The organism is Sphingomonas kyeonggiensis, from assembly GCF_014204495.1.
Lineage (GTDB): Bacteria > Pseudomonadota > Alphaproteobacteria > Sphingomonadales > Sphingomonadaceae > Sphingomonas > Sphingomonas kyeonggiensis_A.
The window spans coordinates 473,897-500,368 of the sequence record NZ_JACHLN010000003.1 but is presented as its reverse complement, the minus strand read 5'-3'; the positions used below and the strand labels follow the sequence as shown (position 1 = coordinate 500,368).

The following is a 26,472-nucleotide window of genomic DNA, read 5'->3' as shown; positions in this document are numbered from 1 at the left end:
ATCGCGGTTGCGATGCTCGTCTGCGCGGGGCTGCTGGCGGGGCTGGGCATCTGGCAGCTCGAGCGCCGCGTCTGGAAGCATGAGCTGATCGCCGCGGTCGAGAGCCGCGCGCACGGTACGCCCGCAGCGGCACCCGGGTCCGGCGCCTGGGGCGCGATCACCGCCAGGACCGACGCCTATCGCCGCGTCACCGCCACCGGCACCCTCCTCAACGACCGCGCCACACTGGTGAAGGCGGTGACCGAGCGCGGCTCGGGCTATTGGGTGATGACTCCGCTCAAGACCCGCGACTTCACCCTGCTGGTGAATCGCGGCTTCATCCCCGACGCGATGCGCGACAAGGTCCCCGTCGGGCCTGGCTATCTGCAGGTGACCGGGCTGCTGCGCGTCACCGAGCCGGGCGGCGGATTCCTGCGCAGCAACGATCCCAAGGCCAATCGCTGGTATTCGCGCGACGTCGCGGCTATCGCCGAGGCCCATGGGCTCGGACAGGTCGCACCCTATTTCATCGACGCGGACGCCACGCCGAACCCGGGCGGGTACCCGGTGGGCGGGCTGACCGTGGTCAAGTTCTCGGACAACCACCTGGTCTACGCCCTGACTTGGTTCGGGCTGTGCGCGATGGCGCTGTGGGGCGCCTGGTTCATCGGCTGGCGGCGGGGAAGCGCTCAGTGATCCACGCCCGGGGGCAGGAGGATACCGACCCCGGCCGGCGCAACATGTGGCTGCTCGTCCAGCTGCGCTGGATCGCCGTCGGCGGGCAGCTGGGCACGATCGGCTTCGTCCATTTCGTGATGGGCGTGCACCTGCCGCTCGTCCCGCTGTTCATCGCCCCGCTGGTGCTGATCGGCATCAACCTGGCGACCTATCCGCTGCTCGACCGACGTGCGGCGATCACCAACTGGGAGCTGACCCTGGCGATGCTGGCGGACGTCGCCGCGCTCGCCTGGCAGCTCCACTTCACCGGCGGGCTCGCCAACCCCTTCGCCTCGCTGTTCCTGCTTCAGGTCGTCACGGGCGCGATGCTGCTCCAGCCGGGATCGAGCTGGCTGATCGTCGGCGCGACCAGCCTGGCGGTGTTCGGCATCGCGATAAATCCGGTGCCGCTCGACCTGCCGACCGGCGTCAACGATCCCTTCCGGCTCTATCTGGCGGGCAGCCTGATCTGCTTCGCGCTGATCGCGGTGCTGCTGGTCTCGCTGATCACCCGCATCGCCCGCAACCTGCGCGACGGCGATGCCGAGCGCGCGGAGATCCGCCAGCGCGCCGCCGAGGAGGACCATATCGTCCGCATGGGTCTGCTCGCCACCGGGGCGGCGCATGAACTGGGCACGCCGCTCTCCTCGCTCTCGGTGATCCTGGGCGACTGGCAGCGCATGCCGCGCATTGCCGGCGACAGGGACCTGGCGCAGGACGTGGCCGACATGCAGGCCGAGGTGGCGCGCTGCAAGACGATCGTCAGCGGCATCCTGGCCTCGGCGGGCGAGGCGCGCGGGCTTTCCTCCGAATTCACCACCGTGCGGCAGTTCCTCGACTCGCTGGTCGCCGACTGGCGGGCGAGCCGGCTGACCGGCACGCTCGACTATGCCGATCACTTCGAGCCGGACGTGGCGATCGTTTCCGATCCGGGGCTTCGCCAGGTGCTGAGCAACGTGATCGACAATGCAGCGGAAGTCTCGGACTGGATCGGCATCACCGCGCTGCGCGACCATGACGATCTGGTGATCGACATCGCCGACGAGGGACCGGGCTTCGCGCCCGAGATGCTCGCCGGCTTTGGCCAGCCCTATCGATCGAGCAAGGGCAAGCCGGGCGGCGGGCTGGGGCTGTTCCTGCTCGTCAACGTGCTGCGCAAGCTGGGGGGCACGGCGAGCGCGGAGAATCTGCCGGGCAGCGGCGCGGTGGTGCGCATCCGCCTGCCGCTTGACGCGATCGCCCGCCCCGGGGAGGAACAGGCATGAGCGCAATCCGCAAGCTGCTGATCGTCGAGGATGACGAGGCCTTTGCCCGGACGCTGCGACGCTCGTTCGAACGGCGTGGCTATATTGTCGAAGCAGCGGCGAGCCATGAGGATTTGACCGCGCTGCTGGAGAATTTCCACCCCGGTTATGCGGTGGTCGATCTCAAGCTGGGCGGGGCTTCGGGCCTGGCCTGCGTCCAGAGCCTGCGCGCCACCGATGCCGGGATGAAGATCGTCGTGCTGACCGGCTTCGCCAGCATCGCCACCGCGGTGGAGGCGATCAAGCTGGGTGCCTCCTATTATCTCGCCAAGCCTTCCAACACCGACGACATCGAGGCTGCGTTCGGCCGCGAGGAAGGCGATCCCGATGCGCAGATCGCCAGCCGGCCGAGCTCGATCAAAACGGTGGAATGGGAGCATATCCACCAGACTTTGGTGGAGACCGACTTCAACATCTCCGAGACCGCCCGGCGGCTGGGGATGCATCGGCGGACGCTGGCGCGGAAGCTGGAGAAGCGGCAGCTTCGATAGGGCTTTTGATGACGTGCAACCCAAGTGTCCCCCGGCGAAGGCCGGGGCCCAATGTCTCTCCTGGCTGTGTCGCGGAAGGAGAGTTGGATGCTGAAACAAGTTCAGCGTGACAGGAGGGGAGAGACGGGCGGCTTCCCATCCATTGCAAGCGGGCGCAGAGGTGGGGCTCCGGGAGGGGCCATTTGAAGATTCGTGCCGATATCGTCGCCGGCCTCGCGGTTGCCGGGCTGATGCTGCCCGAGGCGGTGGCCTATGCCGGGATCGCCGGTGTGGCGCCGGGGCATGCGATCCTGGCCGCACTGGTCGGCACTTTGGTCTATGCGCTGGCCGGGCGGAGCCGGTTCGCGATCGTATCGGCGACTTCCTCCTCCGCGGCGATCCTTGCCGCCTCGCTTGCCAATGTGCCGGGCGGGGAGGGGATGCGCATGCTGTTCCTGATGATGGCGGTGGCGCTGGCTGGGCTGCTGTTCCTGCTTGCATGGGCGTTCCGGCTGGGCGGACTGACCGGATTCATCTCGCATCCGGTGCTTCGCGGCTTCGCCTTCGGACTGGCGATCACGATCAGCATCAAGCAGCTGCCGGTGCTCGCGGGCGTGCCCGCGCCGGGCGGAACGCTGTTCGACACCGGCTTGGCAGTGCTGCGGGCGGTACCGCACTGGCATGTGCCGAGCCTGACGGTGGGGCTGGCCGCGCTGGCGACGCTGCTGGTGCTGCGGCGCTGGCCCGGCGTACCGGCGGCGCTGATCGTGCTGGTCTCGGGCGTCGCGGCTTCCGGACTGCTCGAACTCCAGGCACACGGCGTGGCGACGGTGGGGCACATCGCGCTGATGCCGGAGAGGGCGACGATACCGGCCTACTCACCGGCGATGCTGCTGGAAGCGGCGCAGGTCGCGGTGCCGCTGGCGCTGATCCTGCTGGCCGAGAGCTGGGGGACGATGCGGACGCTGGCACTGCGCCACGGCGACCTGCTCGATTCCGGCCGCGAGCTGCGCGCGCTGGGGCTGGCCAATCTCGCGTCGGCGCTGGTGCAGGGCATGCCGGTGGGGGCGGGGCTCTCCGCCAGCGCGGCGAACGAGGCGTCGGGCGCACGCTCGCGACTGGCCGGCACGGCGGCGGCGCTGGCGCTGGGCGCGCTGGTGCTGTTCGCGATGCCGCTAGTCGCGCTGCTGCCCCAGCCGGTGCTGGCGGCGGTGGTGATCGCGGCGCTGACCCATTCGCTCGATCCGCGACCGATCCTGCGGCTCTGGGGACTCAACCGCGACCAGTATATCGCGCTCGCCGCCGCGCTGGGCGTGCTGGTGCTCGGCGTGCTCGACGGCATGCTCTGCGCGATCCTGCTCTCGCTCGCGGCGCTGGTGCAGCGCTTCGGCAATGCCCGCCTGGCGCGACTGGGGCGGCTGGGGGAGAGCCATGACTTCGTCGATGCCTATCGCCACCACAACGCGGTGATGCCCGGCGGAATCGCGATCTGGCGGCCGGCGGCGCCTTTGTTCTTCGCCAATGCCGAGCGGATGTTCGCCGAGGTGGCCCGGCGGACGCTGGCCGAGCCGGACCTGCACGCGGTGGTGATCAGCCTGGAGGAGAGCATCGATATCGACAGCACGGCGCTCGACGCGCTGCTCGAGTTCGACCGGGCGATGGCGGCAAAGGGGCTGCGCGTCCATTATGCGCGGGTGCATGACCGGGTGCGCGACCTGCTGCATGCAGCGGGCGCGCCGGAGGTGGTGGAGCGGAGCGACTACAGCGTTGCCGATGCGGTGCGGCGGCTGGAGCAATGATACCGATTGCGACACAAAATCGCCCGGCGAGCCGATGACCCGGATGCGGATCGTGCTTATATGCTCCGTCATCGGATCATGGGGGCTCGAAAGGACAGTGCCATGAACAGGATTTCGATCAAGCTTCTCGGCGCCGCCTTGCTGGCCGGGCTGGCCATGCCGGCCGCCGCGGCCGGGCAGAGGGACGGCGAGGCCGAGATCGCCAAGGCGGTCGCCGGGCGTACTGCCGGCAAGCCGGTGGATTGCATCAACCTGCGCGACATCCGCTCGTCGAAGATCATCGACGGGACCGCGATCATCTACGAGATGAACAACGGCGTGAAATATGTGAACCGCCCCCGGAGCGGTGCGCAGACGCTCGACTGGACCGACGTGCTGGTCACCGAGACGACGCTGAGCCAGCTCTGCCGGATCGACACGGTGCGGCTGTACGACACCGGCCTGCGCTCGGTTACCGGCTGGGTGGGGCTGGGCGATTTCGTGCCCTATCCCAAGCCGCCGCGCAGCTGAGGGTGGACTAGCTGTTCCCCGGCGAAAGCCGGGGGCCAGGGTAACAAGCGGCACGGCAGAGAAACCCTGGGCCCCGGCTTTCGCCGGGGAGCGAAGCGCTGAAGGCAATCCCTCCTGGCTTGTCCGCGGAAGGGAGGCCTGTATTCCGTCGCCCCGGAGTGCCGTTTGGTCGCGTTGCCTTGCGGGATCGGCGCCGTAGCTCCGTCTCGACCTGAACCCAGTTTTCAGGTTGAGTATGCAGCATTTCCCAGCCCGCACCCTGCTCGACGCGCCTCGCCACCGGCCACTCCGGCTGGTTGAGCCCGGGCATCTGCCCTGGACGGCGCGGGTGGCGGCGGCGACGCGGGTATGGGCGAGCAACCCGGCCTTGCTGGCCGCGCTGCTGCTGGTCGTCGCGATCGCCGCGCGGGCGGCGCAGTTCGGCAATCCCGTCGTCCAGGTCGATGACGAATTCTACCTGCTGACCGGCGACCGGATGCTCCATGGGGCGCTGCCCTATGTCGATATCTGGGACCGCAAGCCGATCGGGCTGTTCCTGATCTATGCCGCGATCCGCCTGCTCGGCGGGGAAGGCGTGCTGGCATACCAGCTGGTGGCGACGCTGTTCGCGGTGGCCACGGCCTTCGTCATCGCGCGGATCGCCCGCAACCTGGCCGGGCCGCACGGCGCGGCGGCGGCGGGCGTGGTCTATATCCTCTATCTCGGCATCTTCGGCGGCGAAGGCGGCCAGTCGCCGGTCTTCTACAATCTGTTCGTCGCGCTCGCGGCCTGGGCGATGACCGGTATCGTGCGTCGCCCAGGCTTCGACTGGCTGGGCTTCGCCGGTGGGCTGGGCGTGATGCTGCTGATCGGCGCGGCGATGCAGGTGAAGTACACCGCCCTGTTCGAAGGCGTGTTCTTTGGGCTGGCGTTGCTGTGGTTCGCCGGGCAGCGCGGGGCCGGGCGCGGGGCGCTGGTGGCGATGGGCGCGGCCTGGATCGCCGCGGCGCTGCTGCCGACGCTGGCTGCATGGGGCTGGTATGCCGCGATCGGACAGGGCGACGCGTTCGTGCAGGCGAATTTCCTGTCGATCCTCGAGCGCAGCTCGGACGGCACCGGCATCGTGCTCAAGCGGCTGGGCTGGATGGCGCTGTTGCTCGCGCCGCTCGGGATTGCGGCGTGGCTGGGGCGCGGCATGGCGCGGCCGGTGAGCGAGGATGTGCGCAAGCTGCTCGACGGCTGGGCGATCGCGGCGATCGGCGGCGTGCTGCTCTTCGGCACCTTCTTCGACCATTATGCGCTGCCGCTGGTCGCGCCGCTCTGCGTGCTGGCCGCCGCCTGGTTTGGCGACGGCGCGGCGGGGCTGGTGCTCGCATCGGGGCGGACGCGCTGGCGGATCCCGGCGGGCGTGGCGATGATGGCGCTGATCGCCACGATCTCGCTCAACATCGTCAACGACAATCGCCGCGACCGGGGCTGGGGCCCGCAGGTCGAGCGGATGGCGGACTATATCCGGCCGCAGCTGCGCGATTGCCTGTACGTGTTCGACGGCGAGCCGGCGCTCTACCGGCTGACCGGCAGCTGCCTGCCGACGCGCTGGCCGTTCCCGAGTCATCTGAGCCTCACCCGCGAATCGCGCGCGATCGGCGTGGATCCCATGGCCGAAGTGAAGCGGATCATGGCGGCGCGGCCCGAATTCGTCGTCGCCAGCACCCGGCCCGACCGCGACCTGAGCCCCGAAGTGCTCGATTACATGACCGGGCTGCTGGCGCGCGACTATGCGCCGGCGCTGGAAGTGCCGGTGGGGAGCCGCAGCCGCATCGTCTATCGGCGGCGGGCGGGTGCCTGAGCTCCTCCTTTCCGCTGCCGCAATTGCGCCATCTCGCAGCCAAGGCTTGGCAAGAGAAGCGCGCAATGCTTTGGCTTCGGGCATGACTGCCACTTCGTCGATCAGCGGCTTGCAGCGCGTGCTCGAGGACGAGCGGCCGCGGCTGCTGCGCTTCCTCGCCGCGCGCGGGGCGGGCGACGATGCCGAGGATGTGCTGCAGGACCTGTGGCACAAGATCTCGGGCACCGAGGCGCGCCCGGTCTCCGATCCGATCTCCTATCTGTTCCGCGCCGCCGAGAATGTGCTGCGCGATCGCCAGCGCGCCAACCTGAGTCGCGGCCGGCGCCAGCACGAATGGCAGGACCTCGCGGCCAGCGATCACGCGCCGCAGGGCGAGCGCGTGCTGATCGCGCGCGAGCGATTGCGCGAGGCGGAGACGACGCTGCTTGCACTTGGGCCGCGAGTCGATCAGGTTTTCCGTCGCTACCGGCTGGAGGGGCTTGGCCAGGCAGCGATCGCTCGGGAATTGGGGATAAGCTTGAGCTCGGTGGAAAAGGATCTGCAGAAGGCGTACCGCGCCCTCGCCCAGCTGAAGGACCGGTTCGATGCGGAATGATCGCATCGACTCCGTCCTCGGGTTGAGGTGGGCATGAACGGGCAGGTTTCGGAACTTCTTGCAGAGGACGCCCGGGGGTGGGTGATCCGGCTGCAGGACTCGGCTTTCGCCGATTGGGACGCTTTCGCCGATTGGCTGGAGCGCGATCCCGCGCATCTGCAGGCCTATAACCAGGCACTCGACGCCGATGAGGCGATGGCGGGGCTGTTCCAGCTCGCGCCCGCGCCGGTGGTGGTGCCCGAGGCCGAGCCGGTGGCGCCCCGCGCCCCGCGGCGGCTGTTCCTGATTTCGGGCGGTGCGGTCGCCGCTGCGTTGGCGGTGGTGGTCGGCTGGTCCAGCCTGGGCAGCGGCCCCGGCGGGCATGAATATGCCACGCGCGCCGGCGAGCGCCGCGAAGTCGCGCTGGCGGACGGATCGAGGATGGTGCTGAACGGCGCCACCCGCGTGGCGGTGCTCGACAAGCGCAGCGCCGAACTGATCGAGGGCGAGGCACTGTTCGAAGTGCGCCACGACGCCGCCAACCCGTTCATCGTCAAGACCGGCGGCGTCACGCTGCAGGATGCCGGCACCGTGTTCAATGTGGTGCGCGACGAGACCGGGTTGCGCGTCTCGGTGGCCGAGGGCGCGGTGATCTACCAGCCCCAGGCCGAAGCGGTGCGGCTGAGCCCAGGCGACTCGCTGAGCGTTGCCGGCAGCGGCCGCCCCGAAGTCAGCCGGACCATCGTCACCGATATCGGGGCGTGGCGCGGCGGACAGCTCGTTTATCGCAATGCGACGCTCGAGCGCGTCGCCGCCGATCTCTCCCGCAACCTGGGCGTCAAGGTGCGGGTGGGGAAGGGAACGGAAGCCATTCCGTTCACGGGCACGATCTCTACCCAGGGCGGTCCGGGAGCCGTGGTCGAGCGCATCGCCGCGCTGACCGGTACCCGGGCGACCCGCGCGGGCAATGGATGGATGCTGGACGCGATCGACGGTGCACCGCACTAAGCTGATCCTCCCGATCGCTTTGCTGGCGGCTTCGCCTGCGCTTGCGCAGGAGAAGCGGCATAGCGTCTCCGTGCCTGCCGGACGGCTCGATGCCGCGGTGTTCACGCTCGGCAAGCAGACTGGCAGCAGCATCGGCCTGCGCGAGCCCGCATTGGGCGGCATCACGGTGCGGCCGATCAAGGGCAAGCACAGTGTCGACGGTGCGCTGGCCGAGATGCTGCGCGGCACCGGCGCGCGTGCGCGCCGCGTCGCCCCCGGCACCTGGCTGATCGAACGCGCCCCGCCGGTGCGGCATCGTCCGGCGCCGCCGCCACCGCCGCGCGAGGAGCCCGATGCGCCGCCGGCCGAGATCCTGGTCACCGGCAGCAAGCGCGACGTGCCGCTCAAGGCCTATCCCGGCGGCGTGCAGATCGTCGAGGGCGAGGATATTCCGGTCTCCGAAGGCGGCAAGGGCAGCGATGTCATCGCCAACCGCGTCGCCAGCCTCGCTTCCACCCATCTCGGGCCGGGGCGCAACAAGCTGTTCATCCGCGGCATCGCCGATTCCAGCTTCGTCGGCCCGACCCAGGCGACGGTTGGCCAATATTGGGGCAACAGCCGGATCACCTACAGTGCGCCCGATCCCGACCTGAAGCTGTACGACATCGGCCGGGTCGAAGTGCTCGAGGGGCCGCAGGGCACGCTCTATGGCGCGGGATCGCTGGGCGGCGTGGTCCGTGTGGTGCCGCGCGCGCCGGACTTCTGGGCAACCGGCGGCCAGGTCTGGGGCGGCGGCTCGCTCACCCAGCATGGCGATCCGAGCTGGGACGTGGGCGGCATCGTCAACATGCCGATCAAGGAAGGCGAGCTGGCCTTCCGCGCGCTCGCGTTCAGTTCGCGCGACGGCGGCTATATCGACGACCGCGAGCGCGGGCTGGCCGACGTCAACAGCGTGCGCACCACCGGTGGCCGCGCGGCCTTGCGCTGGGAAGTCGATGGCTGGACGATCGACGTGGGCGGCGTCGGCCAGAGCATCAAGGGCAATGACGCGCAATATTCGGACGGCAAGGGCGATGGCCTGAGCCGGAGGAGCCCGATCGCCCAGCCGTTCCAGAATGACTTCTGGCTGGCCGAGCTGGTCGCTCGCAAGCGCTGGGGCGATATCGAGTTGAGCACGGCCGGTGCCTATGCCCGGCAATATGTCTCCGAAGTCTTTGCCGGTGCCTCGGTCGACGACGTCAACCAGGGTTTCCCATTGCCCGCGCTGAACTCGCCGCTGATCGGCTATCAGCAGATCAACCGGGTGAGCATGATCACCTCGGAGACGCGGCTGTCGCGGCGCGGCCCGCGCGGTACCGGATGGCTGATCGGGGTCAGTTTCCTCGAGAATCGCGGCCGGGTGAACCGCAGCTATGGGTCGATGCGCGCGGCGCTGACCGGCGTGCGCAACACCGTGGACGAGGCGACGCTCTACGGCGAGGGCACGGTGGAGCCGGTGCGCGGGGTGACGATCACCGCGGGCGGGCGGCTGACGCGCTCGCACCTGACCGGCAATGCGCAGGACGCGGACCGTTTCTTCGCCTTCCGCGCCGATCCACGCGCGAAGGCGGCGCGCACCGAGACGCGGCTGCTGCCCTCGGCCGCGATCGCCTATCGTCCGTTCGACGGGCTCACCGTGTTCGGCCGCTTCGAGCAGGGCTTCCGCCCCGGCGGCCTGGCGGTGCGGCGCGACCTGATCCAGCGTTTCCAGGGCGACCGGCTTTCCACGGTCGAGGCGGGCACGCGCTACACCGCCAATGGGCTGAGCGTATCGACCAGCGCATCGATGACCTGGTGGACCAGTATCCAGGCGGACCTGATCGACGGCTATGGTTTCCCGACCACGTCGAACATCGGCGACGGGCGGGTGCTGTCGCTGGGGATGGCGGTGCGCTGGCGGCCGCTGCCGGGGCTGGACCTGGACGGTTCGCTCTATCTGAACGCTTCGAAGGTGACCGATCCGTCGGCTGCGGTGTTCCCGCTCGCCGAGGGCCCGTCCGACTTCAACCGGCTGCCCAATGTCGCCGATGCGAGCGGGCGGCTGGGTGCCGCCTATCGCACCGCGCTGGGCGGCGAGACCGAATTCTCGGCGAGCGGCTATCTGCGCTATGTCGGGCGCTCGACGCTGGGCATCGGCCCGGTGCTGGGCAAGCCGCAGGGCGACTATGTCGATACCGGCATGGAGCTGCGGCTGGAGCGCGGACGGCGGGCGATCACCCTGTCGGCGACCAATCTGCTCGATACCCGCGGCAACCGCTTCGCGCTGGGATCGCCGCTGCTGATCCGCGACGAGAAGCAGATCACCCCGCTGCGCCCGCGCACCGTGCGGCTGGGGGTTGAGCTGGGGTTCTAGGCGCTCGGCTGGTCCCCGGCTTTCGCCAGGGAATTAATTTTCGATTTCCCGGAATTTTTCCCGAAAGCGTTGCGGGATCGCGACAGGGGCTCCGTCTCAACCATGCCCCCGAGGCAGGAATGCTTAGTCGTCCCCCGGCACCGCATTCGCTGTCTCGAACCCCCGGGAGGGCGCGCCATTGCGTATCTGTGCCCCGGCGCGCCCCTCCCGGGGCCCAATTCAAGGGCCCAGAAAAGGGATCGCATGAAGCTCTTCCTCGACGGCGAGATCGCGCGTTTCGCGCGCATCGCACCCGGCGCCGATCTCGAACTTGCCGTGGTCATCCCCACCTTCAACGAGCGCGCCAATGTGCCGCTGCTCATCGACAAGCTCGCCGCGGCGCTGAAAGGGCGGAGCTGGGAAGCGATCTTCGTCGACGACAACAGCCCGGACGGTACCGCCGATGCGGCCCGTGCGCTCGGCCGCAAGGACATGCGGGTGCGGGTGATCCAGCGGATCGGCCGGCGCGGGCTCTCCTCGGCCTGTATCGAGGGCATGTGCGCCACTTCGGCGCCCTTCGTCGCGGTGATCGACGGCGACCTGCAGCATGACGAGACGCTGCTGCCCAAGATGCTCGATGCGCTGGAGCGTGACCAGAACCTCGACGTGGCGATCGGTTCGCGCTTCGTCGATGGCGGCGGCACCGGCGAGTGGGATGAGGACCGGGTCGCCAAGTCGGCCTTCGCGACCAGGCTCTCCCGCAAGGTGCTCAAGGCCGATCTCTCCGATCCGATGAGCGGCTTCTTCATGATCCGCGCCGGCGTGGTACGCGACCTGGTGCCCAGGCTCTCGGCGATCGGCTTCAAGATCCTGCTCGACATCATGACCGCCTCGCCGCGGCCGTTGAAGTTCGTCGAGCTGCCCTATGTGTTCCGTACCCGCGCGCTGGGCGAGTCCAAGCTCGATCATGTCGTGGCGATGGAGTACCTCATCGCGCTCTATGACCGGATGTTCGGCAAGGTCGTGCCGGTGCGCTTCGCAATGTTCTCCGGCATCGGCGCGCTGGGTGCGGCGGTGCATTTCGCGGTGCTGTCTGCACTGTTCTGCGGGATCGGCTTGTCGTTCGTCGGCGCGACGATGTTCGCGGTGCTGGGCGCTATGACGTTCAACTTCTTCCTCAACAATGCGCTGACCTATCGCGAGCAGCGGCTGAAGGGTGCGGCGAAGCTGCTGCGCGGCTGGGCCAGCTTTTGCGTCGTGTGCGGCGCGGGCGCGGCGGCCAACGTCGGCGTCGCGGCGTTCCTCCACAATGTCCAGCATGGCGACTGGCGGCTGTCGGCGCTGGCCGGAATCGGCGTGGCGGCGGTTTGGAACTTCGCGCTGTCGTCGCGTTTCGTGTGGGGGCGGTACTGAACTTGTTCCCCTCCCTGGAAGGGAGGGGCTAGGGGTGGGTGGTGTCCTGGCGATACTGCTGCCCCAGTCGGTGGCCGTGTCGTAACGCGTATATCGACCCACCCCCGACCCCTCCCTTTCAGGGAGGGGAGTGACGCTTAGGCCACCAGCCGCAGCCGCCGCTTTCTCGCCGCGCTGCGCGAGCTGCCGCCGATCAGCGTCTGCAGGTCGATCATTCCGCGCGCCAGGCCCAGGCCCGGAGGTGCCGCGATATAGCGGGCGGTCCAGACCGGCGAGAACTTGTCCTTGTAGGCGCGCAGGCCCTCGAAGCCGTAGAATGCGTCGCCGTGCCGGTATAGCAGTGCCCCGATGCGCGCCCACATCGGGGCGAGGCGGCGGGATTCGATGCCGGACAGTGGCGCCATGCCGAGGTTGAACCAGCGATAGCCCTGGTCTCGGCCCCAGATCATCAGCTGGACGAACAGGAAGTCCATCGTGCCGTAGGGCATCTCGTTGAGATGGCGCATCAGATCGACCGACAGCTCCTCGCGATTCTCGGTGGCCCAGACATTGGCGAAGGCGACGATCCTGCCGTGCTGGCGGACCAGCGCGCAATCGAAACGGGCGATATAGGCGGGATCGAAGCGGCCGACCGAAAAAGCCTTCTCGCCATGCCCCTTGTCGGCGAGCCAGGCATCGGAGACGGCGCGCAGCTCGGGCATCAAGGCAGGGACCTGCGCGGCGGGCACGATCTCGAAGACCGCGCCTTCGCGGGCGGCGCGGCGATCGGAATGGCGGAGCGAGCGCTTTTCCGAACCATCCATCGAGAAGCCGGGAAGCGGCACACGGGCTTCCTCGCCATATTTCACCAGCTGGAGGCCGAGATCGATCGCGATCGGCAGCGTGTCGGTCGAGATCTGGTAGAGCAGCAGGCGGCCCTGGGCGGCATCGGCGATCTCGCGGATCTGCCAGAGCAGGTCGCCCCATTCCTCCTTCGGGCCGACGGGATCGCCCATCACGATCCAGCTCTGGCCCTGGACCTGGTACATCAGCAGCGTCTCGCCGCTTGCCGAGCGCAGAAAGCGCTTGTCGCCGGCATAGGCGAGCAGCGCGTCGGTGCGATTGGCATGGACCAGGGCGAGGCGCGGGAGCTCGGTGTCCGGCGTATGCTCCTCGCGTCTGGGCTGGGCATAGCCGAACCACTGGGTGACGGCGACGCAGGTGAGCGCCACGGCAGTGGCGAAGCTGGCGCGCAGGAAGCGCGAGGCATCGCCCTTCCAGGCGAATTCCCACCAGAGATTGTCCTGATAGGGCACGTGCTTGAAGGCGAAGAAGCCGATCCAGGTGGCAAGCGCGACGGCGACCGCGACGGACAGGAGCGCGCGGCCGGTGAGCGCGCTGGTAAGCGCGGTCTTGCGATAGAAGGCGGTCCGCGACAGCTGGAGCAGGCCGGCGATGATCAGCAGGATCACCGCTTCCTCATAATCGACGCCCTTCATCAACGAGAACAGCGCGCCGGCGAGCAGCAGCGTGCGGCAGAGCAGGAAGGCGGCGTCGAGGCGGCGGTAGAGCGCGGGGGCGATCAGCAGCAGCGCGGTGCCGGCGAGGCTGGCCGCGATGTGCGACGCCTCGACAAAGGGCAGGGGGACAAAGGCGTGGAGGTCACGCAGGCGCGCGGGGATGGCGGGGAGCGATCCCGAGACCAGCAGCACGATGCCGCCGACGAAGACCAGTGCCGCGAGGAAGGTGGGGGCGAGGCCGTGCATCGCCAGGCCGACCGCGCGGATTGCGGCGAGGGGCTTCCTGAGCTGGCGGCGCTCATGCACCGCGAGCAGGGCGGCGGCGACCAGCAGCGGCAGGACGTAATAGATCAGCCGGTAGAGGATCAGCGCGGCGAGGATGCGCGACGGATCGGCGCCGGGCAGCACCGCGAGCATCACCGCCTCGAACACGCCGACGCCGCCGGGGACATGGGTGACCAGCGCGGCGATGATCGCCAGCGCATAGCCGAGGAAGAAGGCCGGGAAGGCGTGGAGACCAGCGCCGGGAACAAGGATCAGCAGGGCGGCGCTGGCGAGGGCGAGGTCGATGGCCGAGGTGGCGATCATGCCGAGCGCCTGCATCCGGCTGGGGAGCGGGGCGTGCCAGCGCCCCAGCCGCAGGTCGCGGGGGTTTGCGCGCAGCACGGCCAGCACACCGAGCGTGGTCGCGAGGATGGCGATGCCGATCACGCGCTGGACGCCGGCAGAGATGGTGAAGCCCGCCAGTTCCAGGCCGCTGCCGTGCAGCGCGAGCGCGGCACCGGCCATGACGATTACGCCCGACCAGAAGGTGAGGCTCGCGGTGGCGATCATCTTGAGCACATCGGCGGTGTCGAGCCCGGCCGCGTGATAGACACGATAGCGTGCCGAACCGCCGGTGAGCAGCGCGAAGCCAAGGTTGTGGCTCAGCGTATAGCTAGTGAACGAGGCAAGCGCGGCGGTGCGATAGGGGAGCGGACGGCCGATGATGCGCAGCGCCAGCACGTCGTACAGCGTCAGCATCAGGTAGCTGCCGACGGTCAGCGCCAGCGCGCCGGCAACCTGCCAGGGGCCGATCGCGTGGAAGGCGTGGCGCACGTCGCGCCAGCGGACCTCGTGGAGCAGCCCGTGCAGCGCCGCGAAGGCGAGCGCGACGATGCCGATGACGGCGCCGATCTGGAGCGCGGTTTTGTGGGCGGGGCGCATCGCGTCGGCCCTCAGCCGCGCTGCCAGACCTGCGACTTGCAGATCCAGCCGCCCAGGATGCATCCGCTGATCTTCAGGCTGTTCGGGCCCTGCTGCTCGATCTTCGAGTAGAAGGTCTGGCCCATGTCGGGGACATAGACCCGGCCCTGCCACTTGCCGTTGCCGGTGGGGTGATAGTCCTGGAGCAGTTCGGTGCCGATCAGCTTGTCGATGCCGCTGTCCTTGGCGTCTTTCTGCGCCTCGGCATTGGCCCAGACCACCCAGCCGCACAATTTGTCGCCGCACGCGCCGGTCTGCACCTTCACCGTGCCGCGCGGATTGACCCAGGTGCCCATCACGCCGGTCGCGGCGGCGACCGGGGCCTGGGCGGAGGCCTGCATCGTGCCGAGCACCGTCGCGGCGAGGCCGAGGCCGGCCAGGATCTTGCCGAAGCGCATGTCGAATGTCCCTCTGTTGGTCCGTTGTCGCGGCCCGCTCTAGGTAGGCGCGGCTGTCCGCCGCGTGATCCCAAACCTAAATATTGGTAATGTTGGCGATGCCGGCGTGGAGCGCCGTGAACAGCGCGGCCGGATCGTGGTGGAGCATGTGCCCGCCCGGCAGCACGATGCGGCGGACATTGGGCTGGGTCAGCTTCGGGCAGAGGCTGTCAGTCTCTTCCACGCCTTGTACGCAGAGCGTCGGCACCCAGGTGAGCCGGCGGCCGGTGGGCAGCGCCATCGCATCGGGCTTGGCCCAGTTGAACAGCTCGTTGGGCGAGGCGCGGAAGAAGACCGTGTCGGTCGGCACTACCAGCGACACCACCTTCACCCTGGCGCGCAGGTCGGCGGGCAGACCGGTCAGGCCGACATGCATCATGTCCGCGCCGAAGGACTGGCCGATCATCACCAGCCGCTCCGCGTGCCCGAAGGCGAGCGCGCGGCGCGCGGCGGCGGCGATCAGCGCCTGGACCTCGGCAGGGCTGCGCTGCTGGCGGAAATAGGCGAGCGAGCTGACGCCCACCACCGGCACGCCCTCCGCGGCGAAGCGCCTGGCGATCTCCGGGCCCATGCCGATCTTGAAGCCCATGTCGCCCGAGACCAGCACCACCGCCAGACCGCGCGCTTGCGGGGGCGTGGGTTTGGTGGGTGCGATGTCATAGAAGACCGGGCCGCCGAAATAGCCGATATAGGTCAGGAAGCCGGTGAATCCGGCGAGTACCAGCGCCAGGGCGACCAGTGCGATCTTCAACTTGCGGCGGCTACGGCGCATGCGCGAACTCCTTGAAACTGCTCGCCGTGTAGCCTGCCGCAGTTCGCGCAGGAGTGGCCGGATCATGACCAAAGCTTAACGTGACTTGCCGACCGGTGGCGGGCATCCCGATGCTCGAAATGACCACCAATGAAATCCGGGAAGACGCCAGAACCGCCGGCCGCGCGATGCGCGGGACCGACGGGTTCGTGCTGATCCTCGTCCTCTCTTTCGCGCTCAGCGCCATGGTGATCCTGGGCTGGGCCTGGCGATCGGGAATCAACCACGTCTTCGCCGCGCAGACCGGCGCCAACATGTTCCCCGGCTTCACCGCCGAGACCCCCAGCGGCGCCGCGCACGGACTGGTCGTCACCAGCCTGCGTTCGGGCAGCGAGGCGGCGCAGGACGGGATGGAAGTGGGCGACGCGATCGTCGCGATCGACGGCCGCGGGATCGACACGCTCGATCAGGCGCGGCGCTACCTGCGTGACGACCGTCATCCAGAGGTATATCTCGACTTGGTCCACCAAAAGCAGCTACGCCATCTCAAGCTCTTGCGAAGTGCGAGTGGAGAGAATGGGGCACAAGCTGCTGCTGGTGGAGGATGACGAGGCCACCGCCGCGTACATCGTCAAAGGAATGACCGAAGAGGGGTTCACGGTCGACCGCGCCGACAACGGGCGCGACGGTCTGTTCCTCGCCAGTGACGGCAGCTACGACGCCATCGTGCTCGATCGCATGCTGCCGGGCATGGACGGCATGGCCGTGCTCGGCGCGCTGCGCGCCGCGAAGATCGAGACCCCGGTCATCATCCTCTCCGCGCTCGGCACGCCTGACGACCGGGTCGGCGGGCTCACCTCGGGCGCCGACGACTATCTCGTGAAGCCCTTCGCCTTTGCTGAACTCCTCGCCCGCGTGCGCCTGCTGCTGCGCAAGCGCGGGGCGGCCGAGGGCGCGGTGACCAAGCTCAATTCCGGCGACCTCGAGATGGACCTGCTGTCGCGGCGGGTGAAGCGGGGCGCGCGGGTGATCGACCTGCAGCCGCGCGAATTCCGCCTGCTCGAATATTTCCTGCGCCACCCGGACCAGGTGATTACCCGCACCATGCTGCTCGAAGGCGTGTGGGACTATCATTTCGATCCGGGGACCAACGTGATCGACGTCCATATCAGCCGGCTCCGGAAGAAGCTGGACGATGGCGGCGAGCCGATCCTGCACACGATCCGCGGCGCCGGCTATCGGCTCGGCCCGGCGGCCTGAGATGACGCTCCGCCTGGGGCAGCTGGCGCGCTCGGTGACGGCGCGCTTCGTGATCGTCGCCTTCCTCGTCCAGCTCATCGTCACCGGCGGCATCCTGCTGTTCGTCCAGCAGGCGAGCGAGCGCGCGCTGGCGGCGGAGCAGAAGACGCTGGTCGCCGAATTGCGCGACGACCTGGTCTCGGCCTGGCGTGCCGGCGGGGACGAGGGGCTGCGCCGGCTGATCGATGCCCGGCTGGAACAGGCGCATGCCAGTCCGCCGGTGATATTGCTCGCCACCGCCAGGCAGGACCCGATCCGCGGCAATCTGGGCGACTGGCCGACGGTGATCCCGGCGCGGACCGACTGGCAGGCGATCGAGCTCTACCGCACCGGCAGCGACCGGGCGGAGCTGATGGGGGTATCCTCCGCCACGCTTCCCAACGGCGAATTGCTGCTGGCCGGGCACGTCATCAGTTCCAGCGTGCGCCTGGCGCGGGTGAACGAGGAAGCGATCACCGCGGCGCTGGTGATCGGCGTGATCTTCGCGCTGCTCAGCGCGCTGCTGATCGGCAGGGTGCTCTCCAACCAGATCCAGGGCGTGGTGATCACCGCGCGCGAAGTGGGCGAGGGGCGGCTGGGCCGGCGCGTGCCGATAGACGGCAGCGGCGACGCGTTCGACGCGCTCGGCCAATCGGTCAATGCGATGCTCGACCGGATCGAGGCGCTGGTATCGCAGCTGCGGATGATGACCGACGGGCTGGCGCACGACCTGAAATCGCCGGTCACCCGGATCAAGGTGGCGTTGGAGCGCGCGATCATCGAGACCGAGGACGAGACCGCGCTGGCGGCGCTGGAACGTGTCTCGGGCGAGGCGGAGACCTTGCTCGGCATGCTTTCCACCGCGCTGCTGATCAGCCGGGCCGAAGCGGGGATCGGGCGCGACCGCTTCGTCGATACCGACATCGCCGCGCTGCTCGAGGACCTGGCGGAGGTCTATGGCCCGCTGGCCGAGGATCGCGGCTTCGAGATCGCGGTCGAGGCGGAGCCGGGGTTGCACATGGCACTGCACCGCGAGCTGGTGGGGCAGGCGCTGGGCAATCTGATCGAGAATGCCACCAAATATGCCGAGGGCGGGCACCGGATCACGGTGCGAGCCGCGCGCGAGGGCAGCGGGGTCTCGCTCTCGGTAGCCGATGACGGGCCGGGCATTCCCGAGGCGCGCCGGGCCGAGGCACTGAGCCGCTTCGGACGGCTCGATCCGGCGCGGCATATCGTCGGGTCGGGCCTGGGACTGTCGCTGGTCGAGGCGGTGGCGCGGTTGCACCAGGGAAGCTTCGCGCTGGAGAATGCCGGGCCGGGGCTGCGGGCGGTGCTGCGGTTCTAAGCTCCCTCTCCCTCAAGCGGTAGAGGGGAAGGAAGGTCAAACCGCCAGCGCGTAGGTGATCACCAGTGCCGCTACCGTCATCAGCGACATGGCCGCGATGAAGGTCACATCGGCGATCCGCTCCAGCTCATGCAGGCGCTTGGCCGGCCCGTGGCGGATCGCGAAATAGCTGGTCAGCGTCGCGATCAGGAACAGCACCGAATCGAGCGCCAGCATGTCGTCGGCCAGCGTGTTGGCCTTGCGCACCGCGATCACCACCCGGAGGATGCCGATCGCCGTGAGGCATACGCCGACCATCGCGGCGGCGATCGGGCAGATCATCCGGCAGGCACGCTCGTCGAGCATGTACTGGCTGTGATGCTCCTGCGGCGGCCCCTTCACTCGGCGGCAACCGGGGTCCGGGTTTCCACCTTGGCTTCCGGCTCGGCCACGGCCTGGGCTTCCACCCGGCCGCTGCGCTCCAGCTTTCCCCAGCCGACCCAGGGGCCGCGCAGCGCATTGGCGACCGCGCGGATCACCACCCAGTACATCAGCTGGCGATAGACGAAGCGCTGGGCGAGCAGCAGCAGGCCCGGATAGCGCTTCTCGCGCCTTTCCATCCGGTACGCGATCCAGCCGCACAGATAGTCGATCGCCATGAACGACACCCAGTAGATCCCCATGCGGATCACGTCGCTCTCGGTCTGCGCCCAGCCATGCTGGTAGACGCGCAGCGCGGTACCGAGGATCGAGACGAGCAGTGCGGCGTCGATCAGCGGCGAGATCAGCGCGAAGGCGATCTGGAATACCCAGGCCTGGGGAATGCCGACCAGCGCGAGGCCCGCGGGCTTGCGGGTGCGCAGGATGGCGCGGTGCTTCCACAGGCACTGGAGCGTGCCGAACGCCCAGCGGAAGCGCTGCTTGGCGAGTGCGCCGAAGCTCTCGGGCGCCTCGGTCCAGGCGACCGCGTCGATGTCATAGCCGACGCGCCAGCCCTTGCGCTGGATCGCGATGGTCAGGTCCTGGTCCTCGGCCAGCGTGTCGACCGGATAGCCGCCGACATCGTCCAGCGCCGCCTTGCGCCACGCGCCGACCGCGCCGGGGACGACCATGATCGCATCGAGGCTGGCCAGCGCGCGCCGTTCGAGATTCTGCGAGGTGACATATTCGACAGCCTGCCAGCGGGTGACCAGGTTGATCCGGTTGCCAACCTTGGCATTGCCGGCGATCGCGCCGATCTCGTCATCCTCGAACCAGCGGGCGAGGCGGGCGATGGTCAGCGGCTCGAACTGGGTATCGGCATCGAGCGCGATGACGATGTCGCCGCGGGCGATCTCCAGCCCCTTGTTGAGCGCGCGGGCCTTGCCGCCATTCTCCAGGGTAAGCAGCTTGACGCGCGGCTCGGCGGAGAAGGCGTTGCGGACCACATCGCTGGTGCCGTCCTTCGAGCCGTCGTCGAGCACGATGACCTCGACATTGACCTGTTCGCTGGCGAGCACGCGGCGGATCGAATTCTCGATCACCTTGGCCTCGTTGTATGCCGGGATCAGCACCGAGACGAAGCGGCCTTGATCGATCGCGGGAGCGACCGGCCGGTTCTTCCTGCGGTTGCCGTTCACCGCCAGCGCGGCGAGGACCAGGGCGCGGGCGATGCCGAGCGCGATCGCGACGAAGAACAGCCATTTCAGCGCGAAGCCGATGATCGCGGCGACGAGGAAGATGCCGACATCGGTACGCACCGCGGCAAGATCGGCGCCCTTCACTTCGGGCATCACCTGGTCGCGGGTGAGGCCGGCGAGCTGCGAGACGGGGACGAACTGATAGCCCTTCGCCCGGAGCGCATCGATGATGCGGGGCAGCGCGGCGATGGTCTGCGAGCGATCACCGCCGCCGTCGTGCAGCAGGATGATCTGGCCGGACTGCTCGTAATTGCCGGCCTCCACTTCGCGCAGCACGGTGTTGACGATCTCGTCGGTGCCCGGGCGCTGCCAGTCGTTCGGGTCCACATGCAGGCCGACATTGGTATAGCCGGCGCGCTGCGCGGTGAGCGCGGGGATCAGTTCGTCCGCGGTGGTCGGCTCGGCGTCGCCGAAATAGGGCGCGCGGAACAGGCGGACCGAGCGGCCGGTATAGGCTTCGAGCAGGCGCTGGGTGGCGTTGAGCTCGATCCTTGTGCCGCGCGCCGAGGCGAGCGCCAGGTTCGGGTGGGTGAAGGTGTGGCTGCCGATCTCATTGCCTTCGTCGACGACGCGGCGGACGAGGAAGGGCTCGGCCATCGCATTCTCGCCGATCATGAAGAAGGTGCCGGTAACCTGCTTGGCCTTCAGGATGTCGAGGATCTTCGGCGTCCAGTCGGGATCGGGGCCGTCGTCGAAGGTCAGCGCGACCTTGCCGGGCATATAGCCGGTGCGGGTGACGACATAGGGCGTGGGCAGCGACTGGAAACTCTCGTCGACGATCAGGCCGTTCGGGTTCTGGACGATGGTGCGGGCACCCACGCTGGGCGTGCTGGTGATGCGCAGTATCTCGCCCGAGCCCTCGACGTCGACATCGCCGACCGCCTCGATCCGGCGCAGATCGGGAATCTTGCCCGAATGCGCGGCGGCAAGGGCGGGCCAGAAGTTCGAGTCTTCCGAGCCCAGGCGCCACAGCGCGACACCGCCGACGCCCTTGATGTTGGCGGCGCGCAGCTGGTTCCAGGCGGTGGTGGCGTCGGCCATCCACACCGTGTGCTCGGTGCCGTTCTCCTCATAGGCGAAGCTCTGGTTGCCGCTTGCCTTGTCGAAGGTGACGGTGGCGTCGCTGTCATGCGCGATCAGCCAGGCCTCTTCGATCGAGATCGGATCGGCCTTGCCGGGGGCGGTCCAGTTATAGCCATAGTTGGCGATGCCGACGATCAGCTTGTCGGCCGGGACCTGGGTGAGCGCGGCGTTCATCTGGTTGACGAACCAGGCCTGGCTGGCGATCGGGCCGGGCGCGGTGACGGGCGCGTGCTCGTCATAGTCCATCAGGATCAGCTTGTCGGTGGCGGCGGCATAGGCCTTCATGTTCCAGTCGTCGTCCTGGGCGGGGACGGTGACCGAGACGCTCATCTTCGCGGCGGCGAAGCGGGCATGCGCGTCGTGCAGCAGGGCGAGGTAGCCGGGCTGGGCGGCGGTGGGCAGCTCCTCGAAGTCGAACACGGCGCCGTCTGCCTTGCGGGCGACCAGGGTGCGCTGGAGGCTGTCGAGGAAGGCGGCGCGCGCCTTGGGATCGCGCAGCAGCGCGGCGGCGCCGGCGCTGTCCCAATTGTCGCCGGTGGCGTTCTGCACCATCGGCAGGACCTTGGGGCGTTTGGTGGCGCCGGCGATGATCGTGTCGAACTGCGGGTCGGGGGTGACGGCGATGGCGTGCTGCCCGCCGGTGACGCTGTAGAGCGACGGCACGACCCAATCGAGATCGTTGACATGGCGCCGCAGCGAGGCGCGGCTGGCATCGTCCCAAGGCACATAGAAGCCGACCGAGAGCGGCGCGCTCGAGGCATGCGCCTTGCCGCGCGGCAGCCAGGAAGCGAAGCTGTGGCGCAGGTGATTGGCCTGCTGCTTCAGCGAACGAGGCTGGGGATGCTCCATCGCCATGGCAAGCGGCCCCGGGGTGGGCACGCGGACCACGGTCATCGCGAAGGCGCCGGCGGCCAGCACGATGACCAGCAGGAGCGCGAAGAAGGCGCGCATCGTCCAGCGGTTTCGCTTGCCGCTTGCGTCGAAGAAGATCGGACGTTCCATCGCCTCTGTGCCCTGGTTGCAATGTCTGGTGGTGCGACGCCCGGCCCGAGGAGTGCAGGAGGGCCGGGCGCCGCTGGTTTGCCGGCCATGAACGCGGATATGGCCGACGCTGTCTGGTTAACCCCGCCAGTCCTTCCCGGACCTGCCCGCGGCATTAACTTCCTGTCATGTGAGCGGTTTGGACAAGCAAAACGGCCGGCGTGCAGGGGAAGCACGCCGGCCGTTCAGAGGTGCGGGTGCGGGGTAAAGAGGGTACCCGCACCCGCTGACATCGCCCGGAACAGGGTAAGCTCGGGCGATGCCGGAGCTGTTCGATCAGCGTCCTGTTGCGACCCTCGGGGTCTGGTGCGACAGCCGGGCGTCGGCGGTCGACCATGCAGCCGAGCCGGAGACGAGCGTGGCCAGCGCCAGAAGCGCGATTGCGATGCGGGGATTGGACATCTTCAGGCCTCCTGTTTCACCGGTCGCTCGTCGACCGTGAGACAGGCTTTGCCCGAGCGCACGTGTCCCGGCGGTGTCGGGAAGGTTACAAGTTGGAGAGGCGGCGCAGGCCGAGCCAGCGGGCGGTCCGCGGGGCGACTCGCCGTGCGGCCTGGTCGAAGGCGGCGGCGAGGGCGAGGGTGATGCCGAACAGGGGCATCAGCACGCCGAGCAGGATCGCGAGCCCTACCAGCGCCCAGCTGTGCCGCAGCGGATCCTTGGGAGTGGGGGCGCCCAGCACTCCCTGGGGGCGTCTGCGCCACCACAGCACGGCACTCGACACTGCCAGCAGCACCAGCCCGATCAGCACGAGCAGGTTCACGAGCTGGTTGAGCAGCCCCAGCCACGCACCTTCGTGCACCGCGACCCCGAAGCCGACCGCGCGATCGATCCAGTGGCGGTCGCCAAAGCCCTGCGATCCTATCACCGCGCCGTCGTCGCCGATTTCGACGGAGACTCGGCGGGTGCGGTCTTCCGCCTGGGACTGGACCAGCCAGCGGCCTCCCGCCTTGGTGGGCGGGCTGACTTCGGCGGGGGTGGCCAGCCCCAGCGTCTTGGCCTTGGCCACGACGCGATCGAGCGCGGGGCCCTTGGGCGCGACATGCACCATGGTCATGCCGTGATGCTCGGCATGCTCGTCGAGCATCGCGCGGACGCCCTTGTCGAGATCGGCACGTGCCGCCGCATCGGCCTCGGAGCCGGCGGACCAGTCCTGGCGGACGACGGCGGTGCCGGTCGCGATGCGCACCTGCTTGAGATAGTCGCCCCAGTTCTTTGCCCAGGGCAGGCCGGAGACGATCAGGAAGATCGCGCCGATCGACACCCACAGCCCGATCACCGCGTGCAGATCACGCCAGAAGATGCGCCTGCCGGCCCTGAGGCGCGGCCAGAGGATGCCGCCCAGCCCCTTGCCCTTGCGGCCACGCGGCCACCAGAGAAACAGGCCGGTGAGGAGCAGCACGATCGTCCAGCAGGCGGCGATCTCGACCAGCGCCGATCCCCATTTCCCGGCAAGCAGCTCGCCGTGCAGGCGGAAGATCACGCGCATGAAGCGGTCTTCCTCGGATACGGTCTTGAGCACCTTTCCGGTCTGGGGATGCACCCAGACGCGCGTTTCCTCCGCACCGGAGCCGACGAGCAGCTGGACGGCGTCGTCCGGAGCTTCGGGCAGGATGTATTTGTGTAGCACCGCGCCCGGCACCGCAGCCGTGCCGGTCGCGACGATCTGCTCGGGCGCGAGCATCGAGCGGCCGGGCGTCGCGACATGGGTGTAGGGCGCGTAGAGCCAGCCTTCGATCTGCGGCTTGAAGAGATAGATGCCCCCGGTGACCGACAGCCACAGGATGAAGGGCAGGCAGAACAGCCCGGCATAGAAATGCCAGCGCCACACCGCGCGGAACCAGCGTTCGTGGCGGACGGTCCCCTCGCTCACAGCGTCCACCCCGCTTCGACCAGGACGCTGCGCTGCGGATAGGGATGGTACACCCACGCCTTGTTGTTGGTGATGTTGTCCACGCCTGCGCTCAGCCGGAAATTGTCGGTCATCTTCCAGTTCACCTTGGCATCGAGCGCGAACAGCTCCGAGGTATAGCCGAACGTATCGCCGCGCTGGGTGCCGAACAGGTCGGTATTGGGCCGGGTGGCATAGCGCATGCCGATCGAGGCCAGCACGCGCGGGCTGATCTCGTAGCGGATATTGGCGTTGAGCCGCCAGCGCGGGATGCGGGGGAACTGCACGCCCTCGGCCGCCGGCGCGCTGTCGTTACGCACGGTCTTCGAGTCGATCCAAGCGGCGTTGGCGTCGATATCCAGGCCGGCCACGCCGACATCGCGCGCCTCGGCGATCAGCTCGAGCCCGACCTGGCGGGTCGTGTCGATATTCTTGAAGCTGGAGGTTGTGATCCCGTTCTGGTTGAAGCCGGTGAACGCGAAGATCGTGTCCTCCACCCGCTGCCAGAAGGCCGATCCGGTGAGCTTCAGCCCGCCGAAGTCATGCGCGACGAGCAGATTGGCGTCGCGCGAGCGCTCGGGCCTGAGGTTGGGATCGAAGCTGTTCGGGTTGAAGCTGCCATCGCCGTTGAGGCTGCCCTGGAACAGCTCGCCCACCGTCGGGAAGCGCGTCGCCTCGGCCAGGCTGAGCTGCACGCTGGTCGTCTGCCCATGCCATTCCACCGAGAATTTCGGATCGAACGCGGTATTGCCGCGCGCGGCATAGCGATTGGTGACCGGGGTGCCGCCCGTTCCGAGCCGCCCGAGCCCGCCGTCGAACGCCCGCCAGCTCTCCAGCCGCGCGCCGAGCGTGAAGACCAGCGCATCCGCCCGCAGCCGCCCCTCGGCCCAGCCGGCGAGCAGCCGGGTCTTGCCATGGGTGCGGGTGGAGAAGGCGCGCCCGCCATCGCCGCGCCACACCGGCAACGTGTAGTTGATCTGGTCGGTCTGGTAGAGATTGGCGCTGGCCCCGCCCGCAAGCTCGAACGCGCCGGTGCGGCCGTCGATCGAGAGCTCGGCGGTGTACCAGCCGGTCGGCCCCTGGCGCGCCAGCGTGCCCGCGCCATTGTTTGCCCCCGCCGTCCAGCTTGCCGAGGTGAAGCCGTCCGAGCGAGCGATCTGGTAGGTCGAGACGTTGAGCTTCGCGGTCACCTCCGGCGCGACCGGGACGGCAACCTTGCCGCCAACCAGGAACTCGTCGCGCACCGTGCGCGACCAGCGCGCGCCGGACGCCGTCCAGCTCTGGCCGAGCGTGGTCACCCTGCCTTCGCAGACCTTGTTGCCAGCGGCGTCGCGCAGATAGCAGTCGGGCGCATATTGCGCGTCGACATTGTGCCACCAGGCCAGCAGCGCCTCGCCGGTGATGCCCGAGGTGCCGTCATAGCCGATGCGCAGCTTGGCCTGGTCCTGCGTCGTCCGCGCCGGGCTCTGCGCCGCGAAGATCGGGCTGGTCGGCCGGCCGGGCGAATTGGGGATCGCCTGGCCCGTATCGACGATCGCGCCGGTCACCACGGTGCCGGGCGTGCCGGTTGCCGGGGTGAGGCCATACCAGCTCATCGGCTGGCCATCGTTCCTGAAGTGCCGCCCGGAAAGCCGTGCCGACCACGGCCCGTCCTTCTGGCGCCAGCCAAGCCCCGCCTCGCCCGACCAGCCCCAATAGGTCGCGTGGGTGCCGTACTGGTCATAGGGCTCGGCCAGTCCCTGTACGGTCGCGAAGGCTTCGGTCTTTTCCGGCGAGCGGGTGGTGATGTTGACGATGCCGCCCATCGAATTGCCGCTGTAGCGCGCCGAATAGGGGCCGTAGACAATGTCGAACTGCTCGACCTCGCCCGGGCCGACCACGCCCCATTTGGGCGCGAAGGCGAAGCTGTTGCCGAGGAAGTTCGACACCACGAAACCATCGACCATCACCAGCGTGCGGGCGCTCTGCATCGAATGGGTGCCGCGAAAGCCCGGCACGCCGTTCGAGTCCCCGGCATAGCGTTTGCGCACGAAGAAATCGGGCGCGTATTTCATCAGGTCCTCGACATTCTGGGCGTTGACGCCGGCGAACTGCGCCTCGCCCAGGCTCACCGAGAGCCCGCGCGGATCGATGCTGATCGGCGCGTCCTTCTGGCCGACCACGAGGATGGAAGGTTCGTCCTGCGCCTCCTGGGCGAGCGCGGGAACGGCAATGCAGAACAGCGGCAGCGCGGCAATGCGCGCGCGACGACAAGAAGACATGAAAACTCACCTGAACGAGGAAGGGCCAAGG

21 protein-coding genes are annotated in these 26,472 nt (G+C 68.6%); 13 read left to right on the top strand and 8 right to left on the bottom strand.

Features of this window, described 5'->3' with window-relative positions; translation table 11 throughout:
- Window positions 1-12: 12 nt before the first annotated feature.
- From HNP52_RS16525 to HNP52_RS16480, 10 genes are all read left to right on the top strand, one after another.
- Window positions 13-675: an SURF1 family protein gene (locus tag HNP52_RS16525; RefSeq protein ID WP_184169240.1), complete on the top strand. Its 663-nt coding sequence runs from the start codon at window positions 13-15 to the stop codon at window positions 673-675.
- Window positions 672-1,961 (top strand): ATP-binding protein, encoded by a 1,290-nt coding sequence (locus HNP52_RS16520; protein WP_311768498.1) that lies wholly within the window; start codon window positions 672-674, stop codon window positions 1,959-1,961. Before HNP52_RS16525 ends, HNP52_RS16520 begins: the two co-directional genes overlap by 4 nt.
- Entirely contained in the window at window positions 1,958-2,491 is a 534-nt protein-coding gene (locus tag HNP52_RS16515; RefSeq protein ID WP_184168722.1) for a response regulator transcription factor, read from the top strand. The genes HNP52_RS16520 and HNP52_RS16515 overlap by 4 nt, the downstream gene beginning before the upstream one ends.
- A 182-nt stretch (window positions 2,492-2,673) precedes the next feature.
- Window positions 2,674-4,269, top strand: coding sequence for a SulP family inorganic anion transporter (locus HNP52_RS16510; RefSeq protein WP_260396191.1), 1,596 nt, complete (start codon window positions 2,674-2,676; stop codon window positions 4,267-4,269).
- Between the two features lie 102 nt (window positions 4,270-4,371).
- Window positions 4,372-4,779: a hypothetical protein gene (locus tag HNP52_RS16505; protein WP_184168721.1), complete on the top strand. Its 408-nt coding sequence runs from the start codon at window positions 4,372-4,374 to the stop codon at window positions 4,777-4,779.
- Between the two features lie 235 nt (window positions 4,780-5,014).
- Entirely contained in the window at window positions 5,015-6,607 is a 1,593-nt protein-coding gene (locus HNP52_RS16500; RefSeq protein ID WP_184168720.1) for a glycosyltransferase family 39 protein, read from the top strand.
- Window positions 6,608-6,689: 82 nt separating this feature from the next.
- Window positions 6,690-7,202, top strand: a complete 513-nt coding sequence (locus HNP52_RS16495; protein WP_184168719.1) for an RNA polymerase sigma factor — start codon at window positions 6,690-6,692, stop codon at window positions 7,200-7,202.
- 33 nt (window positions 7,203-7,235) lie between these two features.
- A complete protein-coding gene (locus HNP52_RS16490; protein WP_260396190.1) occupies window positions 7,236-8,189 on the top strand; it encodes a FecR family protein in 954 nt (317 codons plus the stop codon).
- Entirely contained in the window at window positions 8,176-10,560 is a 2,385-nt protein-coding gene (locus HNP52_RS16485) for a TonB-dependent receptor domain-containing protein (RefSeq protein WP_184168717.1), read from the top strand. The genes HNP52_RS16490 and HNP52_RS16485 overlap by 14 nt, the downstream gene beginning before the upstream one ends.
- A gap of 243 nt (window positions 10,561-10,803) precedes the next feature.
- The gene (locus HNP52_RS16480) at window positions 10,804-11,952 is read left to right on the top strand and encodes a glycosyltransferase family 2 protein (RefSeq protein ID WP_184168716.1); all 1,149 of its coding nucleotides are present in this window, start codon (window positions 10,804-10,806) and stop codon (window positions 11,950-11,952) included.
- 137 nt (window positions 11,953-12,089) lie between these two features.
- Here the strand turns inward: HNP52_RS16480 and mprF are convergent, their stop codons facing one another.
- From mprF to HNP52_RS16465, 3 genes are all read right to left on the bottom strand, one after another.
- A complete protein-coding gene (mprF, locus tag HNP52_RS16475; protein WP_184168715.1) occupies window positions 12,090-14,657 on the bottom strand; it encodes a bifunctional lysylphosphatidylglycerol flippase/synthetase MprF in 2,568 nt (855 codons plus the stop codon).
- An 11-nt stretch (window positions 14,658-14,668) separates the two neighbouring features.
- Window positions 14,669-15,094, bottom strand: coding sequence for a DUF2147 domain-containing protein (locus HNP52_RS16470; RefSeq protein WP_184168714.1), 426 nt, complete (start codon window positions 15,092-15,094; stop codon window positions 14,669-14,671).
- A 76-nt stretch (window positions 15,095-15,170) separates the two neighbouring features.
- A complete protein-coding gene (locus HNP52_RS16465) occupies window positions 15,171-15,905 on the bottom strand; it encodes an AcvB/VirJ family lysyl-phosphatidylglycerol hydrolase (RefSeq protein ID WP_184168713.1) in 735 nt (244 codons plus the stop codon).
- Between the two features lie 119 nt (window positions 15,906-16,024).
- On the opposite strand from HNP52_RS16465, the gene HNP52_RS16460 reads away from it, so the two are divergent.
- Genes HNP52_RS16460 through HNP52_RS16450 form a run of 3 tightly spaced genes read left to right on the top strand, consistent with a single transcriptional unit; the run spans window position 16,025 to window position 18,507 of the window.
- The gene (locus tag HNP52_RS16460; protein WP_184168712.1) at window positions 16,025-16,492 is read left to right on the top strand and encodes a PDZ domain-containing protein; all 468 of its coding nucleotides are present in this window, start codon (window positions 16,025-16,027) and stop codon (window positions 16,490-16,492) included.
- Window positions 16,461-17,144, top strand: a complete 684-nt coding sequence (locus tag HNP52_RS16455) for a response regulator transcription factor (protein WP_184168711.1) — start codon at window positions 16,461-16,463, stop codon at window positions 17,142-17,144. Before HNP52_RS16460 ends, HNP52_RS16455 begins: the two co-directional genes overlap by 32 nt.
- Before the next feature lies 1 nt (window position 17,145).
- Complete coding sequence (locus HNP52_RS16450; RefSeq protein WP_184168710.1) at window positions 17,146-18,507, top strand: HAMP domain-containing sensor histidine kinase; 1,362 nt, start codon at window positions 17,146-17,148, stop codon at window positions 18,505-18,507.
- Window positions 18,508-18,543: 36 nt separating this feature from the next.
- Here HNP52_RS16450 and HNP52_RS16445 read toward each other — a convergent pair whose 3' ends face one another.
- The 5 genes from HNP52_RS16445 to HNP52_RS16430 form a co-directional block, all read right to left on the bottom strand.
- On the bottom strand, window positions 18,544-18,888 hold the full coding sequence (locus HNP52_RS16445) for a hypothetical protein (RefSeq protein ID WP_311768497.1): 345 nt from the start codon (window positions 18,886-18,888) through the stop codon (window positions 18,544-18,546).
- Window positions 18,885-22,250, bottom strand: a complete 3,366-nt coding sequence (locus tag HNP52_RS16440; protein WP_184168709.1) for a glycosyltransferase — start codon at window positions 22,248-22,250, stop codon at window positions 18,885-18,887. Before HNP52_RS16440 ends, HNP52_RS16445 begins: the two co-directional genes overlap by 4 nt.
- Before the next feature lie 315 nt (window positions 22,251-22,565).
- Window positions 22,566-22,691 carry a hypothetical protein gene (locus HNP52_RS23125; protein WP_260396189.1) on the bottom strand — a complete coding sequence of 42 codons (126 nt, stop codon included), beginning with the start codon at window positions 22,689-22,691 and terminating at the stop codon, window positions 22,566-22,568.
- Between the two features lie 85 nt (window positions 22,692-22,776).
- Window positions 22,777-24,162 (bottom strand): PepSY domain-containing protein, encoded by a 1,386-nt coding sequence (locus HNP52_RS16435; RefSeq protein ID WP_311768496.1) that lies wholly within the window; start codon window positions 24,160-24,162, stop codon window positions 22,777-22,779.
- Window positions 24,159-26,441 carry a TonB-dependent receptor gene (locus tag HNP52_RS16430; RefSeq protein ID WP_184168708.1) on the bottom strand — a complete coding sequence of 761 codons (2,283 nt, stop codon included), beginning with the start codon at window positions 26,439-26,441 and terminating at the stop codon, window positions 24,159-24,161. Before HNP52_RS16430 ends, HNP52_RS16435 begins: the two co-directional genes overlap by 4 nt.
- Window positions 26,442-26,472 lie beyond the last annotated feature (31 nt).